The organism is uncultured Faecalicoccus sp., assembly GCF_944327125.1.
In the GTDB taxonomy this organism is placed as follows: domain Bacteria; phylum Bacillota_I; class Bacilli_A; order Erysipelotrichales; family Erysipelotrichaceae; genus Faecalicoccus.
In genome coordinates this window covers 26,259-44,218 of the sequence record NZ_CALVGO010000006.1, presented here as the reverse complement: position 1 = coordinate 44,218, position 17,960 = coordinate 26,259, and the positions used below count along the sequence as shown (strand labels likewise).

Sequence of the window (17,960 nt, the reverse complement as noted above, 5' to 3'; positions counted from 1 at the left end):
GAAGAACGAGCAAAGGCAGATCCTGATTATGACCTATATATGGATGCGATGGTCGATGAATGCTATGACGCAATCGTCCACAAATTTATTACGTCTCAGCCTTTAAAGGTCACTAATGACAAAATTCCATTCCTGATCTTTAAAAGTAACATTGATATGAGAAATGTCCGCATGTTTTGCCAGGCCATTCTTGACGAAGTATATGAAAGTACCGGGATTGACCACAAAGCCAGGTATTTAGAACTGAAAACTATGTTTATGCAGACCGGAAAGGATCCTTCTCCATTTAAAGGAAACAAGGTAGGAGAAAAGCTGACACAGTCTCCAATTTTTAAAGAACAAATGGAGATTCTGGAAGGAAGCCATAAACAAATCGATTCAGGAATCATTACTCCTTTTAAAGAGTATATACTTATCAAGAACGAACAGGCAAAAGCAAAAAAAGAGAACGAAGAAATTGTAGAATGGTAGAATATATTCCCAATCAAATGTTGATTGGGAATTTTTCATAGAACTTAAAAAAGAGCTTCGATCGAAGCTCTTTTTTTGTGGAAATTAGAGAGAATTTGCTCTAGATTAAGCAACTACGTTCCAAGGAACTGGTACTAATGGTGTGTAGCTTCCTGCCCAAATACCGAAGATACCACCAACGATACCGATTACTAAGAACAATCCGATACACTTAACTGGAGTCCATCCCTTCTTAGAAATTAAGAAGTAGCACATTAAAGTGAACAGTAATGGAATCAAGCAAGGCAAGATCATATTCAAGTAATCTTGGATGTTGATGAATACATCAACCATTGTTTCGCCATCTTCACCAACAGTCTGTCCATTAGGAATAGAGATACCTAATTTAGTTCCAGCACCATAGTTAGAAATCAAGGCACCAACAACGAATACACCTAATACGCTGGCAGCATGTGTAAAGGCTTTGGCATTGGCAGTCATCATCTGAACTGCTTTCATACCTAAGTTGTAAGACCAATACATCAAACCATAACGCAATGCCATTTCAACACCGAATGCGATGATGAAGTAAAGGATAGGTCCAATAATGCTTCCTTCAATAGCCATGTTTGCAGTCAAACCAGCTGTGATAGGAATCAAAGTATACCAGAACAATGCGTCACCGATACCTCCTAATGGAGCGGCAACAGAGATACGTACGGAACGGATAGTCTGAATATCAGTCTTCATCTGTTCCATTGAAAGAACGATACCCATAACGAATGTTACAGCGAATGGGTGAGTGTTCAAGAAGTCCATGTTGTGTGTCATGGAAGCAGCCAAGTCATCTTTGTTCTTATGAACTGCCTGAAGACCTGGAAGCATAGCCCACAACCATCCAGCAGATTGCATACGTTCGTAGTTGAAGCAAGCCTGCAACTGCATTGAACGCCATACCATCTTGTTTAAGATTTTCTTCTCAACTCTAGGTGCTGGAGTAGTATCTTTATAAGTAGTCATTACATTAGATTCCATCACTTACACCTCCTTGCTGAGCGTTGTTTTCCATTGTAGTAAGTTTAAAGTCTAACAGTGCAAAGCAGATACCTACGAATGCAACTAAGATCAATGTAGCTTTTGCTAATGGATCGATATTTCCGATAATCAAAGCAAATACGAATCCGGCCAACAGCCATCCCCAAAGATCGTTTGACATCATGATCTTCAACAGGATACCGAAACCTACGAAACGCATCATACCACCAGCAGCACTTAAACCACCCATGAACCAAGAAGCTTTTTCAGCCAATGAATTCAAAGGTTCAGACATTGCAGTACCACCAACATAAGCGATGATAGCGATAACGGCAAACAATCCACCTAAGCAAAGCATATGAATGTTCAAGGCTTTAGTGATTCCTTTAGGGTTTCCTTCAGCAGCGGCTTTGTCACACATTGACATCAAACCAGAAGCTGCAGAGAACATCAATGTAACGATGTACTGTCCGAAAGTAGCAAAGATCATACATGCACCTAATGCAGCATTTACATCTAACTGAGCTTTAACAGCGAACACCATAGCTACAACACTACCTAATACAGCGTTCGGAGGCTGAGCTCCACCAACTGGCATGTTACCAATCATCATCAATTCGTATGTACCACCAACTACTAAACCAGTCTGAACATCTCCTAAGATGATACCCATGATTGGACAAGCGATGATAGGACGATAGATGATTTCAGTTAATGAGAACTGGTCAATCGCAAAGATAAAAGTTACGACAGCCAATAACACTAACTCAATAATATTAATGTCCATAAAAACTTTCTCCTTAAATTATCAATTGATTATTTCCAAAGTTTGTCAAGGCTTTCTGGAGCAATGTCTGGAACACGCTGAATTTCTAATTCAACGCCAAGATCCTGCATCTTTTTGAAGCATGCAACATCATCATCGTTCACCGCAACAGAAGTTGCAACCTGACGTTTTCCTTCGGCCATATGCATGTTTCCAATATTTACTTTCTTAATTGGAACACCACCTTCCACAAGTTTCAATACATCCTGTGGAGTCTCACAAATAATAAAGATTTTCTGTGCAGGACTAGCTTTTCCAATGATGTCGATCGTCTTCTGAATAGAGAAGTAACGAGTCTGAGCATAAGCTGGAGCTGCCATGTTCATCAATCCCTGACGGAATTGGTCACCTGCAACAGCATCGTTAGCTACCAACAGTAAGTTAGCACCGATAACTCCGGTCCACTGTGTAGCAACCTGACCGTGAATCAAACGATTGTCGATTCTTGTCAATAAAATGTTTGGCATATTCTCTCTCCTTTCATGATAGCGCTTTCTTTCCACGAAAAACTATCTAAGTTTATTATATTATTATTACACTTTTTTTCTTTACACATTTTGATTATAAGTTTATACTTTTTAATATAGAAATTGATACTTATTATTAAATTTCTTAAAAATTTGCCAGTTTTTACTGTATAAATTCCCAAAATATCTTTATTTTAAGGAGGCTTTATCATTTTATGTTAAAAAGAACGACAAATTATCTCTTTCAATCCTATGGGAATGTCTATTACGATATGAAAAGCGCCGGCAAAAACAGTGTGACCGTATCCAATCACATTACCATCAATAATAAAAGTTTTGATTCCTTTTATTATTCCAGCACTTCTGTTTACCTTGCCGGAGAAAAAGGAATTATTTTACTTGTTGTCAGTAAAGACGGGATCCACTATGACGAATTTGTGATTCATCGCGTCATTCGTCTGCAGCCTGGCGTCTATTTTAATTTTGTAAGCATTTCAAAAGAGAGCCAGGTGCATATTTCCTATGCACCTTCCGGTTTGAACCAGAAAAAAATGAAAACGCCTTTTGTCTACCAGAGCATGGTCTCCAAGATCGATCTCAAAGAGATCCTGACATGCTTCTATCAAGTACGAAAGTCAAATTATGTATTCCCTGGAGAAAGTCACGATTATTATGAGCTGACCTATATCGATCATGGCACTCTGGATATGACACTGGATGGAAAACCGTATCGTTTAAACAAATACGATCTAATCATTTATTATCCTGGGCAATTCCATCAACAAAGCACCGATGAAAACAGTAACTGTTCGTATCTGACCATTATGTTTGATATGGAAAACAAGATGGATACTTCTTTAAAAAACCGCGTCTTCAAGACACGCAAAGATATTTATAATGTCCTTTCAGCCTTTATGAAAGCCATTCAGTCCAAGGACTATTTAAGTGAAGAGCTCGCTTTGGTCTATTTAAAGGAAGTGCTCATCCTTCTCTATCAGTTTGATACCAAGACCGATGAAGAATCCAATGTAAACCCCATGCAGGAACATTATGAGAATACACTGCTCAATGAGATCCTGGTATTCATCCACAACAATATCTTCACCGCTTTTACCGTTGAGGACCTCTGCCAGAAATTCTCCATTTCACGAAGCAGTCTCCAGAGTTTATTCCGGACAAACATCAATATCACACCAAAGCACTATATCTCCAACCTGAAACTGAATCAGGCCAAACTGCTGATCCAGGAACACAAATATACGATTTCGGAGATCTCTGATATGTTAGGATTTACTTCCATTCATTACTTCTCAAGGAAATTTAAACTGCAGTATGGCTTATCGCCTACCGATTATGCCAAATCCATCAACCAATAAAAAATGCCGGCTATGCCGACATTTTTTTGTGAAATAGAATTTATTAGATTCCGTCTCCGGTATCCACTGGCTGTTCTACCGGTTTGAATTCATAGCGAATTACCTGGTCTTTTCCAACATTGACAGCGGAATTTGCCAGATCCTTTACGTTGTCTGAGAACGTACGAGTCAAGTTGATCTCCACAAGCATTCCTAAGTTTGTTCCCGCAACAACTTCTACATTTCCACGTGGGAAGCCAACTTCAACACTTGTTTTGAAAGGTGAACCTCCGGCTAGATCGCTCAACACGATGATTCCTTCACAATTGGAAAGAGAATCCATGGCTTCGGTCAATTTTTTTGCCAGATCGTCTGTTGAATCCGTTGCTTCAAAATCAACAGCGGCATAGTCTTTTGGATCTCCGGCGATCAGTTTCAAGCTGGAAGTTAATCCAGTTGCGAAATTTCCATGACCTGTTACAATCAATCCTATCATTTTTATTGTCCTCCTAAAATTATTCAGCTGTATATTTGTAAATCGTTACACCCTTGACAACACGGTTAACTTCACCGGTTGGACATGGATTGTCTGGTGTGCATCCCATGGCAATGGATTTAAACAATCCTAACACCTGAGCGGCCAGGATATAATCCAAGCCTAAGAATACATTGTCTTTTTTACCTTCTACATCGAAAGATACATAGCTGTCAACCAGTTCCTTGATTTCTGGATAATCGTGTCCGGCAACGGCTAAGATACGGTTTTTCTTACGCTGTCCGCTCATTTCCTTGATCAAATCGTATTCATACTGTCTTTGATATTCATCATCGGATACAAATACAACTGTCAAAGCTTCGTCGTTGATGACAGATTTTGGTCCATGGCGGAATCCTAACGGACTGTCAAAGAAGGTTGCGACCTGACCAGCCGTCAATTCACAAGTCTTTAACTGGCTTTCCTGAGCGACCCCTTTCAAGCAGTTTGCTCCTAAATAGATCAAACGTCTGTAGTCAAAGTCATTGATCAGATCCACACAAGTCTGATATCCTTCATCCAGGAATTTCTGACCTTGTTCAATGATCGTCTGCATTTCTTTTTCCATTTCATCCAAAGCATCCAAACGGAAGCACAATACGCTGGCCAGATACATATTGGAGAAACTGGATGTCATCGCAAAGCTCTGATCGTGTGTTTCTGGAGTCAAATCGATGCAGTAAGCATTGTCCATTTCTTTAGCCATCTTTGATAAGGCACCGTTGGCATTACAAGTAATGAACAGATGATATACATTTTCTTTACATACTTCTTCTGCCATCTGTACACTTCCGACACTTTCTGGAGAATTTCCAGAACGGGCAAAGTTGATCAATAATGTCTTTTTGTTTCTTGATAAGTAGTTTTCCGGTGTTTCAACGATATCGGTTGATGCATAGCTGCTGGCATGGAAATCTGTATAGCGGTTTACATAAGAATAAACGGCATTTCCAACGTATTCACTGGTTCCAGCTCCGGTAAAGATGATTTCGACATCCCCGCCTGTTAAAACGGGTTCTAAAAATTTCTTAAGATCTTCTTTTTCGTTTTTGATCTGCGCAATGGTTTTAGCCCATGTCTTAGGCTGCTGATAGATTTCCTGTGCGGTAAAGATCCCTGTCAGTTCTTCCCAATTGCTTTTTTCTTTTCCAAACATGTTCGCTGCCTCCTCTTTTAGAACATTTCTCTTGTTGGTTTTATTATATATCTTTTTTTAACTTTTTAAATTATTTTGACTTATTCTAATTAAAAATTATAAATAGGTTGTATTTTTTCGATATGATTTGTATTCTTAAAGGCTTTCTCTTATAATATCCTTTGGAAAGAGGAATGAATTATGGCAAAAAAATCTAATGTCCATCAGGAGTATTCCGCTCCTGTAGGATTCAATCTATATCAGGATGAAAAAAACCGTACGATCTATAAACACCCTTTGATCAAACAAGCGGTCTATATTCCGACTTACGATTATAAAATGTTCGATTTGTACCGCAAGCGCTATATTTTGACCGTTTCGGTATTTGTTGTTCTGTTCACCTTATTGAATGAATGGTTTGGGATCCCCTTCTGGGTATCCATCCTGATTGCACTTCTGGTCTGGGCTTTCATGGAGTGGAAATTCTACAGTTTCTTAAAAAACGAACAGCCCGTCAAGAAATTCCAGCCGGAAAAGTATAAAGGTTATTACGATAACTTTGAAGCCCAAGGCTTGGGAAAAGTCGTTTTAAAAACCGTGCTTTACCTATTGATCGGTATCCTGATTGTCTTTAACAGCTACTATGAAGGCTATGACGGAGCTTACCTTGTGATCAGCTGGATTGTTTTAGGACTGGTGATCCTGTATGCGATCTTCCAGATCGTGATCTACGCCAAAGTAAAGGCAAGAAAAAACGCGGCATAACCGCGTTTTTATAATGCTTCAAATGAATACTCTGTCTCGAAAGTGGCTTCCGGTTTTAATATTTTCGTCCCTTCCCGACTGTAGAAATCATTGTGTCCCGGTTCAAAATCCGCATGTCCATACCAAGGTTCTATACAGATGAAATCGGATTTTACCTCATGGGTCCAGATGGCAAGATAAGGGAATCTTTCAAAATTGAAGCGAATCCTTGGTTCATTTTTATAAGAAACGAGCAAGTATTTTGATTTCAGATCCTGATAAATGATCGTGCCCACATCATAGATCTCATCCCGATTCAGTTTCCAACTTTTAAAACAAACATCTTTTAACTGATACGGCGTTTCTCCGCTTGGATCCATGATCAGCTGGCGAGCGTTTTCTTCCACTTCATACTCAAAAGAATAGTCTTCATATTTTTCCCCTGGATCTTGCGGAATGCGGAAAGCCGGATGCAAGCCAAAACTAAACGGCATATCCTGATTCCCCGTATTCTGAATCTTATAGGAAATCGTCAGTTTCTTTCCTTCCAGTACATATTTCATCTCGTAATGGAACGGAAACGGATATTGTTTCAAGGTCTCTTCATTACTGTCATAGGTAAAAACGATGGAATCTGGATTCTGTACGCCAGTCAGCGTGGCATAACGGATCAGCCCATGATTTTTCATCGCATAGGTTTTCCCATCGATTTGATAATCTTTGGTCCATGTATTTCCCACCAGCGGAAAAAGTGTAGGATTCATGCCGGACCATCCCTGATCTCCCTGATACATCAGCTCCACATTTCTGTCTTTGTCGATAAAATGCTGGATCTGTCCCGATTTTTCGATACATTCTACTCTGCAATGTTCATTTTCTAAAATAAAAGCCATGTCTGTCCTCCTATATCAGTTTCTCTTCTTTTAAATACTGGGCAATGCCGCCTTCAGTAACTGTTCCAATCACCCGATCGGCCACTTCTTTCAACCGGGGATTTCCATTTCCCATGCAGATCCCCAGATCCGCACCTTTCAGCATTTCAATGTCATTTTCCCCATCGCCAAAGCAGATGATCTTTTCAAGTTCGTAATTCTCTTTACACCAGCGGATCGCATGGATCTTATCAATTCCCTGCGCTCGAATTTCAATGCCCTCATCAAAAAGCACAACCCCACACTCCGGAATCAAAGAAAGAAGTTCTTTTTTATCTTTGATGAAGATCAGTATATTCAACACTTCGTCTTTATCATACGGCTTATACACCGGTGTACTGAGATATAGATCAAAATAGATCGTATGCGCCTGGATGTCGGGTAAAGAGCCCCAGTAGTTTCCCTGCGCCGTGCTGTATCGCCAGATCAAATTCTTCTCCTGGCAGAATCGCTGGATCTTTTCCACTGTGCTTTCAGGAATGGCCCTTACAAAGACATCGTTTCCTTTTTTATCCAGGATCCGGCTTCCCCCATCGAGTATGCGGGCATCAAAAGGGTAATGATACAGATCCCGCGGCAAATGATCCAGTTCGCGCATGGTTCGGCTGGAGGCCAGAATCACTTTATTTCCCTGTTCCTGAAGGCTTGTCAAGGCTTCCACAATGCCCGGGCTGGCACTATGGGTCCGATTGGAATACATCGTTCCGTCCAAATCAAAAAAATATCCTGTTTTCATGTCTCCATTATAAGCAAAAAAAACCGAGTTTTCACTCGATTTCTAAAAATTCTTTGATTTCATCCAGCCGGGCCAGCGTTTCATCATAGCCTAACTGAAACCATGGCTTTAATTTCTTTTCATCGGTCGTATACCGGGTAACCCCCAGATCTTTATGCGGGCGCAAGACCATGGCTTTCCCCTGCTTCTCCAGTTCAAGGATCGTATCCCACTGTTCGTTATAGTGTACATGGCGCATCTTCAGATCTTCTACGATCTTGTCATCCCGATACATCAGTTTGGCCAGGGCCAGCTGGTATTTCGGGGCCGGTTTGCGCACATATCCTTCTTCCTTGGTGGAAACGATAATGTGTTTTTCATTGCCCTGACGGATGCTTTGATGGATACTGATCATATCAACCAGACCGGCATCCATATATTTGGTTCCCCGGAAAACATAGGGCTTACAAAGAATCAGGAGAGCACAGCTTGCCTTGATCATCGTCTGATCCAAATCGACATGGCTTTGGTCATAATATTCGATTTCATGAGTTTCCATGTTATAAAGACCAATCTCCATTTTGGTCGTGCTTTCATTCAAGGCTTTAAAATCCAGAGGCGCCAGGCCTTCGATAAAGTCATTGGTGGCCTCAATGCCAAAGATACTTCCTTCTTTCAATAAAGGACGCCAGCCAACGACATTTTTCTGACAGGGGGCCAAAATGCCGGTAACTTCCAAGCGTTTGATTTGCCGGGATGTATAGCTTAAAAGGATCTCGCTTCCCGCCGAGATACCCACACAATAAGGAAGATAGATCTTATGTTCCAGAAAGCATTTCAATACCCCGGCCGAATAGGCAGCCTTGGTTCCTCCGCCTTCACAGACCAATCCAGCCTGAATCATTCGCTATCCCACTTTCTAATCACACCCGAGGCAATGGCCGCTTCTTTGACCGCCTTGCTTACGGCTGGGACAACGCGTTTATCTAAAGCCGATACAATGATATTTTCAGGGCTTAATTCTTTTTCATCGATCAAAGAGGCAATGGCATAGACCGCTGCCTTTTTCATCTCATCGTTGATCTTTGTAGCCTGCGCATCCAGGGCCCCTTTGAAGATTCCCGGAAAAGCCAGTAAATTATTGATCTGATTTGGATGATCGCTTCTTCCTGTGCCGACAATATAAGCGCCTGCTTCTTTGGCCTGATCCGGTTCGATTTCAGGAACCGGGTTGGCCATGGCAAAGACAATGGCCTTATCGTTCATGCTTTGAACCATTTCTTTGGACACGATATGGCCAGCGCTGACCCCGATAAAGACATCCGCCTGCTTCATGGCATCCTGCAGATTTCCCGATTTATGATTTTTATTCAAACGGTGAATCAAAGCTCTCTGTCCGCTGGTCAACTCCATGGTTTCTTCCAGGATTCCCTGTTTATCCACCAGGATCACATTTCCCAACTCCAGATCCAGGATCAGACGGGCAATGGCGCATCCTGCACTTCCGGCCCCGTTGATCACAATATCCGGCGACTGTTTTTTTACTAAACGCAAAGCGTTGACTAACGCAGAGCTGACAACGATAGCGGTGCCATGCTGATCATCGTGAAAGACGGGAATATTCATTTTTTCCTGCAATCGGCGTTCCACTTCAAAACAGCGAGGAGCGGCAATGTCTTCCAAATTGATCCCGCCAAAGCTTGGTTCCAAAGCCGCAATGATGGAAACCAGTTCATCGGTATCCTGCGTATTCAAACATAAAGGAATGGCGTCCAGTCCGCTGAGGGCCTTAAACAACACACATTTTCCTTCCATGACCGGCATACCGGCTTCCGGACCGATGTTCCCCAAGCCTAAAACAGCGCTGCCGTCGCTGATGACCGCAATCGTATGCCCTCTGCCGGTGTAAGTGTAAGACATTTTGGGATCTTTCTGGATCTCAAGGCAAGGGGCGGCTACCCCTGGAGTATAAGCGACCGAAAGATCATCCCGCGTCTCGATCTTCATCTTTGGAACTGTTTCCAGCTTTCCATTCCATTGTTCGTGCAGACGTAAAGCTTCTTTTGCGTAATCCATACATATCTCCTCTCTAAAATAGTAAAAAACATAGAATGATCTATGCTTTTTCTTTTATGATTTTCTGAATCGATTCTTCATAAGGCGTTCCCGCACAATGCTTCAATGCCTGAGCGAAGACTTCGTTCATCTTTTCAATATCATTTTTATAGGAATATTGAAGTCCCAAAAGATACTCCAAGGTTCCCACAGCCATCTCTCTGGATGGATCCATTTCACTTTTCCCATCCCAGAGATGATCGATCCGCTCCTGGATCTCATCGATGTATTTTGCCTCTTTTTTGATCAGGATACTATACTGGATCTCCAGATCCGTAGCGGCACTAGGATCGATGCTTTGAACCAAGTCGATCATATCCCGTGTTCTCTTGGCGCGTCCCTGACCGATATAGTAGTAAAAAGCACGCTGATACAAAGCCAGTTTCTGATGTTTTTTGATACGCATATTCAACATCATATTCAACTGGGTTTCCACATCGTCCTTGCGATCCTGGGCAATATAGCCGCTCAAACGCATGTTTTCGCGCTCATATGCACTCATGCTTAACTGACATTTCAAAGAATCCAATGTATAGTAGAAAGTCTCAAAATCATTTTCCATGATTTCCTGATTTAAATTCTTCCATGTGCGTTTTCTCAATAAGTACGGAACGGCAATCAGGCAGATCGCTACCAATACAGTCGCAATTACGTATTCCATAAACTCTCCCCATTCAATATACTTTTAAAGAATACCCTATTCTTTTTCATTTGTAAATAAAACAAAGGTTTTTAAGATTTTGGAATTAAAAAGTACAAATGATATATTTTACGATCTCAACCATCTTTTCCATCTGCTGAATGCTTGCGAACTCATACCGGCCATGGTGATGGTAGGTTCCCGTTCCTAGATTCGGACAGATCAATCCTTTTTCCGTAAGCATGGCCCCATCGGTTCCGCCCCGAGTCGCTATTGAAACCGGATCCAGGCCGGCACGGCGAATCGCCTTGCGGGCTCTATGTACGCAGCGCATGTCTCCATGCATGTATTGTTTCATGTTGTAGTATTGATCGTGCAGTTCCAGATGAAAACGGCCCGGATATTTCGCGTTCATTTTTTCGACCTGCGATTTCATGAACTCTTTCTGTTTCAAGAATCGATGCCAGTCATGATGACGAAGAATATAGGTCAGTAGCGCTTCTTCACAGCTTCCCTGCATCGTGACCAGATGATAAAAACCCTGTCTTTTTTCCGTGTGGGCCGGCGTTTGTTTTTTCGGCATGGATTGGATAAACTCCGAAGCCAAAAGACTGGCATTGATCATTTTATCTTTGGCATAACCTGGATGGATCGTTTTTCCCTCGATTCTGATCACCGCCTGGGCCGCATTGAAATTTTCATAGTCGATCTGATCGATCTTTCCGCCATCGACCGTATAGGCATAATCCACTTTAAAGCGGTCCAAATCAAAATTTTCCACGCCGCGGCCGACCTCTTCGTCCGGTGTGAAGGCCATCTGGACCCTTCCATGAGGAAGGTTTTGGTCAATGATATCAGAGACAGCCTGCATGATGATCGCAATCCCTGCTTTATCATCTCCGCCCAGCAAAGTGGTTCCATCGGTTACGATCAAGTCGTCTCCTATACAATCCTTCAAGGCCGGATAGTCTTTTGGGCTCATGGAATATTCCTCATTTAACCGAATCGTATTTCCCTGATAATTCTTTATGATTCGTGCTTTTACATCTTTTCCGCTCAGCTCGCTGGCGGTATCCATATGCGCACAAAAACCTAACGACGGTAAAGTTTCATCGCTGGCTTCCAAAGTCGCATAAACGATCCCGTAAGAATCCACGCTGGCCTGCAATCCCAGTTTTTCACATTCCCCGGCAAGTTCTTTGGCCAGGATCAGCTGCTTCGAAGTACTGGGAGCGGACGAACTGGAAGGATCTGACTGGGTATCAAACGTAATATAATGCAGGAATCGATCTTGTACTGACATATTTTCTCCTTAGGCGAGTTCCTGCGCTAAGCATGGAACGATTTGTTTTTTTCGGGACACATAGCCCATCTCCGCAAACGAATCTACAAGGGCCCCAACCGTATGTGCCAATTCTCCTACATAAAGGAACCGGCTTCCTTTTCCCTCCACATTGGTAAAAACCATTAATAGAAGATCTAAATGACGCATCTTATTTTCTTCTTCCATGTATTTCACAAAATCCTCCTTGATCTGGTCTACAACGTCCAGATCAAAGATAAATACCTGGGAGATGGCCACTCGTTTTCCAGATAAGGTATATTCCTTGGAATCACGGTGAAGGATCGTATCAAAGCTCTTATCCTGTATCGTCGCTGTGCTTGCGAAAAGTTCCATAGCCATTTCGTTGATATCGATGCCGTATTCTTTTTCCAATCGGTTGGCCAGATCTTTATCGATCTGCGTACAGGTCGGCGAATTGAAATGCATCGTATCACTGATAATTCCATACGCGATCAATCGGGCTGTCTGTTCAGACATTTTAATACCTTGTTCATAGAACATCTGCCCTACGATCGTACAGGAACTTCCCACGATCATATTTCTAAACTGGATCGGATGATCGGTCTGAATATCTCCAATTCGATGATGATCGACGATTTCCAGGATATCGGCGCTGTCAATGTCATTGATCGTTTGTTTTTTCTCATTGTGATCCACTAAGATAAACTGTTTTTTCTCCGCTTTCAACAAATGATAGCGAGCAACAGAACCAATCACTTTTCCATGATCCAGTACCGGATAGCTGGAATGACGTGATTTCAGCATTTCCCGTTCCACATCTTCCAAAAATTCATTTTGATTGAAGGAAGTAATCTGACTGGCTGGTGTCATGATCAACTCGATAGGAATACTGCGGTAGATCATCTGGATGATCTTCATGGTATTATAGTTGGTTGAAATCAGTGTGACGCCATATTTACGCGCCATCTCAAGGATATAGTCATTAGGTACAAAGCTTTCGGCAATCACGATCACGGCACAGCCTTTGGCCATGCTCTTGATCATATCGTCTTCATGATCGCTCAATACCATAATGGCCCCTTTCAGGTCCCTTTCCATCAGTTTCTTATCTGAAATGCGGACTTCTCCGCTCATCGGCAGATTCCCCCGTAAAATGAATTCTCCTTTTAAACATTTTACGATATTCTCCAATGGTGTTTCCTTTAACAGATCCTTCGTGATGTTCAAATCCTGCATCTGGACCTTGGAAACGTCACCGATGGTTGCCATTCCAATATAGTTTTCCTTTTCATCGACAACGTATAAAGCTTTGGCCTTATCTAAACAAAGGTCCCACCCGTGACGCAATGTTTCATGTCTGGGGATCGTAATGGCTTCATCGATTTCGATCTCTGACAAAGTGTTTTTGGCGGTTGTCATATATAAAGGTGCATCCAATCCCAGTTTCTTTAAGATAAAACTCGTTTCGGGATTCAAATGCCCTATGCGGCCGGAAACGGCGTTCATTCCCATTTTTTGTTTTAATTCGGTCAATGCCAAAGCCGAGCAAATAGAATCGGTATCCGGATTTTTATGTCCTATGATATAAACAGGCGAAGTCATATTCTTTCTCCTCCTTCATTTTGTTTTTTATTATTATATCAATATTCCTTTTAGAATTCATCACAAAGAAAAAAAGGCTGAAACACAGTTTGTGCTTTTACAGCCTTTTCTTTCATATATTGAATCGATTACTTAACAGCGTCTTTCAAAGCTTTGCTTGGCTTGAACTTAACTGCATTAGAAGCAGGAATTTCGATTGCTTCTTTTGTCAATGGATTGATTCCTTTACGTGCAGCTCTTTGAGCCACTGTGAATTTACCAAAACCACTTAAATCAACTGTTCCGTTGTCTTTTAAAGTGTTAGTGATTTCTTCCAATAATACTTTCACATATTCTGCAGCATCTTTTTTAGATACACCGCACTGTTCAGCCAACTTTTCAGCTAAATCTTTCTTAGTAACTACTGACATGGTATGTCCTCCTTTTTTCGATTACGGAACAGATAATAGCATTATCTGATGACAAATGCAATACATTGCCAATCACAATGTATTTTTAAACCACATTGGCTAGTATTTTAAAACGACTCTTCTAAATCTATTCTCCGTCCGGTCTATCAATCGATACGTCAAAAGATTCCGTGTCTTCCGAAAAATTTACGCTGAGACTATAACCTTCAGAATCTTTTGCAGAATAATAATCTCCCAAATCTTCTGCTTCCGCTGTATAACCCGACTCTTTGCATTCTTCCACATACTTGTTGAAATCCTCTTTCGTGACTCCATATGCTTCAAAAGAGAAACTGCCTTCATAATCTCCTATTTCTTGAACAATCTGAACCTCAGGTTTTGGGATCTTATCTCCTAAAGTTGAATCCGTCCAATAAAAGGCATCTTCTTTTGTATCTTTAAAAGAATACTTTTTAGAATGGAAATCATAATACTCTACATATATTTTATCTTCACATACAAACTTAATGGTGGCTATATCCGGTTCAACCATCTCATACAGTCTTGGATTTTTTAGATATACGTACCCTTCATAATAATAAGCATGCTGGTTGTTTAAACTCTCATTCGAATCGACAATCTTATCTGTTTGGGCATACATCTCTAAAGGACGATCTTTGATCTGTTCAATGTCCTCATCGCTTAAACCTATATCTTCCTTAATTTCCTGATAAAAAGCTTCTTTCTCTTCTTCAGAAACATCTTTTTTCTCTGTAAAAGTAATGTTCAGTTCCATAATCGTATACGGAGAATTGTTCACCAGATCCATCATTATATACCGTTCCCCATCCTGGATTTTTTCTTCAATAGACCAATCCAGATCTTCTATAGAGATTTGTTGTGCATCTGAGCCTTTTACTATTTCTGATTTTGTCGTTTCAGACGATGAACACCCTAACAATAGCAATCCTAAAGTCATAGCAGAAAGTATAAATTTTTTCATTTCCCTGTCTCCTTTTCCTTGTAATACTTCATCAATTCATTTGCCTTATCTGTATTTTCCTTCATTCGATCAATTTTAAAATGAATTTCTTTTAGGATATCGGAATCATTCTTTCCATCCAATGCTTTGATATCCTCAATCGAAAAGCCGATTTCTTGAAATTGTTTAATTTTTATAAACTCCTTTTTCTGTGCTTTTTCATAAAATCGATAGCCTGATTTTTGATCTACATAAGCCGGTTTCAAGACCTCGATTTCATCATAGTATCGTAAAGTATAAATACTGCAGCCGCATAGCTGAGCAAATTCTTTGATTCTTAACATCGCATAATCCCATTTCTTCCTTTTCTAACAATGTATCACTCTACCTAACTCGAGAGTAAAGAGTACAAATGGGCCCGTATATCTCTTCCTGGAAGACAGTTTTACATTAACATGAGTGTTTTCATTCTAGAAAAGGCAAAACTATATAAACTTTTGGACATAAAAAAACAGAACAAACCCTTGTCCTGTTTAAAATTTATCTAAAATACTCTTAAGAATTTTTTCAAAAAAATTTCACAGTCTTTCAAAGATGATTCTTGATAAGCTTGAAACGCGATGGACAAAAACAAGATCTCTCTACGAATCAAGTCATAGGCATCCTCATAAAAAGCCGGGCCATGAATGGATAGTCCATATTCAATATGGCACATCAAAATACAAAAACGTTCACTTAATGTATGATAAATAGAGCGAGAAGGATGAATCAGCTGAGTAGCAAATGGAACTTTGTTATTTCCTATAAAAAGTCTGAATTTCTTATCATTGATAAGATCAATATAAGTTTTGATTACAATAGCAGCACGTAAGGCATATACTACATCACCCTTGTCTGTTCTTTGTAAAACCAAACCTTCATCATTATCTTTCAACCATTTTTTATCATTTTCTATGATCTGCTTAAAATTTTTTACCGCATTACTCTGAATAAATTTTAGTTTTGTTTGCGAAGGAACGGCATCCATTCTTTGATGACAAAACCAATACAGTGCATTACTTTTTAAAAAATCATCTAATTCATTTATTGAAACATACTGATGTTTCCAAGAAGGAAAAGGCGGAATTAAAAAAGCAGGCACCAGATCTTCTAACGATAAAGAGGAGAGACTGCAGATCAAATCATGACAATAAGAACAATAATTATATTGGTCACATAAAAATAAGAACTCCGTAATTAAAGATTCGGAAGAATCTTTAATTGAAAAAAGAATGTCTTCGTCATCTTCTCCATTAATACGTTGCGATATTTTTTCTAACATTCTGTCAATATCTGAATGGTAAGAAATATAATTTTCAAACTGTGATGGTGCAGATAATAGTTGACTGATTATAAGCTGCATTTTAAGAGCTTCAGAAGCGCCTTCATCATATCCCTGTTCAAAATCATAACGATGCTCTTTCCATTTTCTAAAAACCTGTTCTTTAGGAAAGATAAAATAGTGCGCCATATAAAAGAGATAGAGAAGTTGTAAATACTCAAAATTCGTTTTAGCGTTTTTGGGTTCCTTTAAGCCAATCTGTGAAAAAAACTTATTAAGAGAAAACTGATTAGGATACTTCCCATCATCATTTCTATTGCGATACAAAAGTTGTTTGATCTCCTGCATGCTTCGAAACCATACAGCTTCATCAATTAAAGTAAAATCCAAATAGATAGTCTTTTCCCATATAGAAATTGTTACGACTTCTTTTTGCACATAAAGTGAATATAAGGCCTGACTGATTCGCTGAATTTCCTCAGCTAACAAAGACAATGAAATCTGAGTTGGAAAATCTTTCTGATCCAAATCAAAAACAGACCGGAGACGACGATCTTGAAAAAGCATAGGTTATCTGGTCAACGCAAGCATTGCATAAAATAAAACAATGACGGTAACCACAAATATAACAATTGTTAAAATTTTATTCTTCATTTTACTTCGCCTTTCTATTTGAATTCAACCTGATATACATTCAAATCATAAACTTGCCCCACAAAATTCTTCACTAATGTTTTCGCATTGGATTTCGCATTTTTTAAAAGTCCATTTTTGATTGCGTTTTCTTCTGCCGTTTCCTTTAATGTACTCAAAGCCTCGTTGGTTTGCTTTAAATCAACATTGGTAAACAAACTTTCTTCTTCATGATAAACTTTTAAAGACTTTTCATTAATTTCATTACTTAATACTTTTGCCTCCGGCAATACAATCGTAATTGTTTTTGATTCTTCATCTACCTTCCACGATATGTCTTCAAAATCGAGTCCTGCTTTGATTACAGTATCATAGCTAAAAACATACTTACTTTGTGTAAAGGGAATTTTGATTCCTAACACGTCCCGTGATTCATCAATCACACTGACATTAGAACTATAAGCACTTTGAGTAGCTAGCTCTCCTATATTTTCAAAGCCCAGCTTGACCGTCTTTGTCTCTGTAAAAAAGCTTTTTCCAGCTCCAATTCCTATTCCAAATACACAGAAAATCAAGATCAGGATCATCAAATATTTAGGCTTTATGACTTTTAAAATTTTTGAAAAAATATGATTTTTCTTTTTCGTTGCTTCTTCTTTCTCCCTCATAACAACATCCTCCATTTATATAAATTATATAGACTCAAGTTTACTCGAGACAAGTTGGTTTTATATTTTTAATTTTTTTCATTTTTCAGTTGATTTTTTTTCGATTCAAT

At 39.8% G+C, this 17,960-nt stretch carries 20 protein-coding genes; 3 read left to right on the top strand and 17 right to left on the bottom strand.

From position 1 onward, the window contains the following. The coding region (locus tag Q0K03_RS01730; RefSeq protein ID WP_297237089.1) for a hypothetical protein at positions 1-471 on the top strand (471 nt) is incomplete at its 5' end. A 105-nt stretch (positions 472-576) separates the two neighbouring features. Here Q0K03_RS01730 and Q0K03_RS01725 read toward each other — a convergent pair. Genes Q0K03_RS01725 through agaB form a run of 3 tightly spaced genes read right to left on the bottom strand, consistent with a single transcriptional unit; the run spans position 577 to position 2,778 of the window. Then, the gene (locus Q0K03_RS01725; protein ID WP_297237087.1) at positions 577-1,485 is read right to left on the bottom strand and encodes a PTS system mannose/fructose/sorbose family transporter subunit IID; all 909 of its coding nucleotides are present in this window, start codon (positions 1,483-1,485) and stop codon (positions 577-579) included. Next, positions 1,475-2,272, bottom strand: a complete 798-nt coding sequence (locus Q0K03_RS01720; protein ID WP_297237085.1) for a PTS sugar transporter subunit IIC — start codon at positions 2,270-2,272, stop codon at positions 1,475-1,477. Before Q0K03_RS01720 ends, Q0K03_RS01725 begins: the two co-directional genes overlap by 11 nt. A gap of 29 nt (positions 2,273-2,301) precedes the next feature. Further along, positions 2,302-2,778 (bottom strand): PTS galactosamine transporter subunit IIB, encoded by a 477-nt coding sequence (agaB, locus tag Q0K03_RS01715; protein ID WP_297237083.1) that lies wholly within the window; start codon positions 2,776-2,778, stop codon positions 2,302-2,304. A gap of 215 nt (positions 2,779-2,993) precedes the next feature. Here agaB and Q0K03_RS01710 point away from each other — a divergent pair, with 215 nt between their 5' ends. Then, positions 2,994-4,154, top strand: coding sequence for an AraC family transcriptional regulator (locus tag Q0K03_RS01710; RefSeq protein WP_297237081.1), 1,161 nt, complete (start codon positions 2,994-2,996; stop codon positions 4,152-4,154). Positions 4,155-4,197: 43 nt separating this feature from the next. On the opposite strand, the gene agaF is transcribed toward Q0K03_RS01710, so the two are convergent. Next, on the bottom strand, positions 4,198-4,629 hold the full coding sequence (agaF, locus tag Q0K03_RS01705) for a PTS galactosamine/N-acetylgalactosamine transporter subunit IIA (RefSeq protein ID WP_297237079.1): 432 nt from the start codon (positions 4,627-4,629) through the stop codon (positions 4,198-4,200). A 19-nt stretch (positions 4,630-4,648) separates the two neighbouring features. Beyond that, positions 4,649-5,824 (bottom strand): SIS domain-containing protein, encoded by a 1,176-nt coding sequence (locus Q0K03_RS01700; protein WP_297237077.1) that lies wholly within the window; start codon positions 5,822-5,824, stop codon positions 4,649-4,651. 180 nt (positions 5,825-6,004) lie between these two features. On the opposite strand from Q0K03_RS01700, the gene Q0K03_RS01695 reads away from it, so the two are divergent. Beyond that, on the top strand, positions 6,005-6,568 hold the full coding sequence (locus Q0K03_RS01695; protein WP_297237075.1) for a hypothetical protein: 564 nt from the start codon (positions 6,005-6,007) through the stop codon (positions 6,566-6,568). 8 nt (positions 6,569-6,576) lie between these two features. Here the strand turns inward: Q0K03_RS01695 and Q0K03_RS01690 are convergent, their stop codons facing one another. The 12 genes from Q0K03_RS01690 to Q0K03_RS01635 form a co-directional block, all read right to left on the bottom strand. Then, positions 6,577-7,440, bottom strand: a complete 864-nt coding sequence (locus Q0K03_RS01690) for an aldose 1-epimerase family protein (RefSeq protein ID WP_297237073.1) — start codon at positions 7,438-7,440, stop codon at positions 6,577-6,579. 10 nt (positions 7,441-7,450) lie between these two features. Next, the gene (locus Q0K03_RS01685) at positions 7,451-8,215 is read right to left on the bottom strand and encodes a Cof-type HAD-IIB family hydrolase (protein ID WP_297237071.1); all 765 of its coding nucleotides are present in this window, start codon (positions 8,213-8,215) and stop codon (positions 7,451-7,453) included. A 31-nt stretch (positions 8,216-8,246) separates the two neighbouring features. Then, on the bottom strand, positions 8,247-9,098 hold the full coding sequence (locus Q0K03_RS01680; protein ID WP_297237069.1) for a patatin family protein: 852 nt from the start codon (positions 9,096-9,098) through the stop codon (positions 8,247-8,249). Beyond that, positions 9,095-10,270 (bottom strand): NADP-dependent malic enzyme, encoded by a 1,176-nt coding sequence (locus tag Q0K03_RS01675; protein ID WP_297237066.1) that lies wholly within the window; start codon positions 10,268-10,270, stop codon positions 9,095-9,097. Before Q0K03_RS01675 ends, Q0K03_RS01680 begins: the two co-directional genes overlap by 4 nt. 40 nt (positions 10,271-10,310) lie before the next feature. Further along, on the bottom strand, positions 10,311-10,970 hold the full coding sequence (locus Q0K03_RS01670) for a hypothetical protein (protein ID WP_297237064.1): 660 nt from the start codon (positions 10,968-10,970) through the stop codon (positions 10,311-10,313). Positions 10,971-11,055: 85 nt separating this feature from the next. Further along, positions 11,056-12,252 (bottom strand): peptidase T, encoded by a 1,197-nt coding sequence (pepT, locus tag Q0K03_RS01665; protein WP_297237062.1) that lies wholly within the window; start codon positions 12,250-12,252, stop codon positions 11,056-11,058. A gap of 9 nt (positions 12,253-12,261) precedes the next feature. Beyond that, on the bottom strand, positions 12,262-13,857 hold the full coding sequence (locus tag Q0K03_RS01660; RefSeq protein WP_297237060.1) for a putative manganese-dependent inorganic diphosphatase: 1,596 nt from the start codon (positions 13,855-13,857) through the stop codon (positions 12,262-12,264). Positions 13,858-13,985: 128 nt separating this feature from the next. Beyond that, entirely contained in the window at positions 13,986-14,267 is a 282-nt protein-coding gene (locus Q0K03_RS01655) for an HU family DNA-binding protein (RefSeq protein WP_297237058.1), read from the bottom strand. 127 nt (positions 14,268-14,394) lie between these two features. Then, the gene (locus Q0K03_RS01650; RefSeq protein WP_297237057.1) at positions 14,395-15,249 is read right to left on the bottom strand and encodes a DUF6591 domain-containing protein; all 855 of its coding nucleotides are present in this window, start codon (positions 15,247-15,249) and stop codon (positions 14,395-14,397) included. Continuing rightward, positions 15,246-15,572 (bottom strand): MerR family transcriptional regulator, encoded by a 327-nt coding sequence (locus Q0K03_RS01645; protein ID WP_297237055.1) that lies wholly within the window; start codon positions 15,570-15,572, stop codon positions 15,246-15,248. Before Q0K03_RS01645 ends, Q0K03_RS01650 begins: the two co-directional genes overlap by 4 nt. Before the next feature lie 200 nt (positions 15,573-15,772). Further along, complete coding sequence (locus Q0K03_RS01640) at positions 15,773-17,077, bottom strand: hypothetical protein (RefSeq protein WP_297237053.1); 1,305 nt, start codon at positions 17,075-17,077, stop codon at positions 15,773-15,775. A gap of 140 nt (positions 17,078-17,217) precedes the next feature. Beyond that, positions 17,218-17,850 carry a DUF4230 domain-containing protein gene (locus Q0K03_RS01635; protein WP_297237051.1) on the bottom strand — a complete coding sequence of 211 codons (633 nt, stop codon included), beginning with the start codon at positions 17,848-17,850 and terminating at the stop codon, positions 17,218-17,220. Between the last annotated feature and the right edge of the window lie 110 nt (positions 17,851-17,960).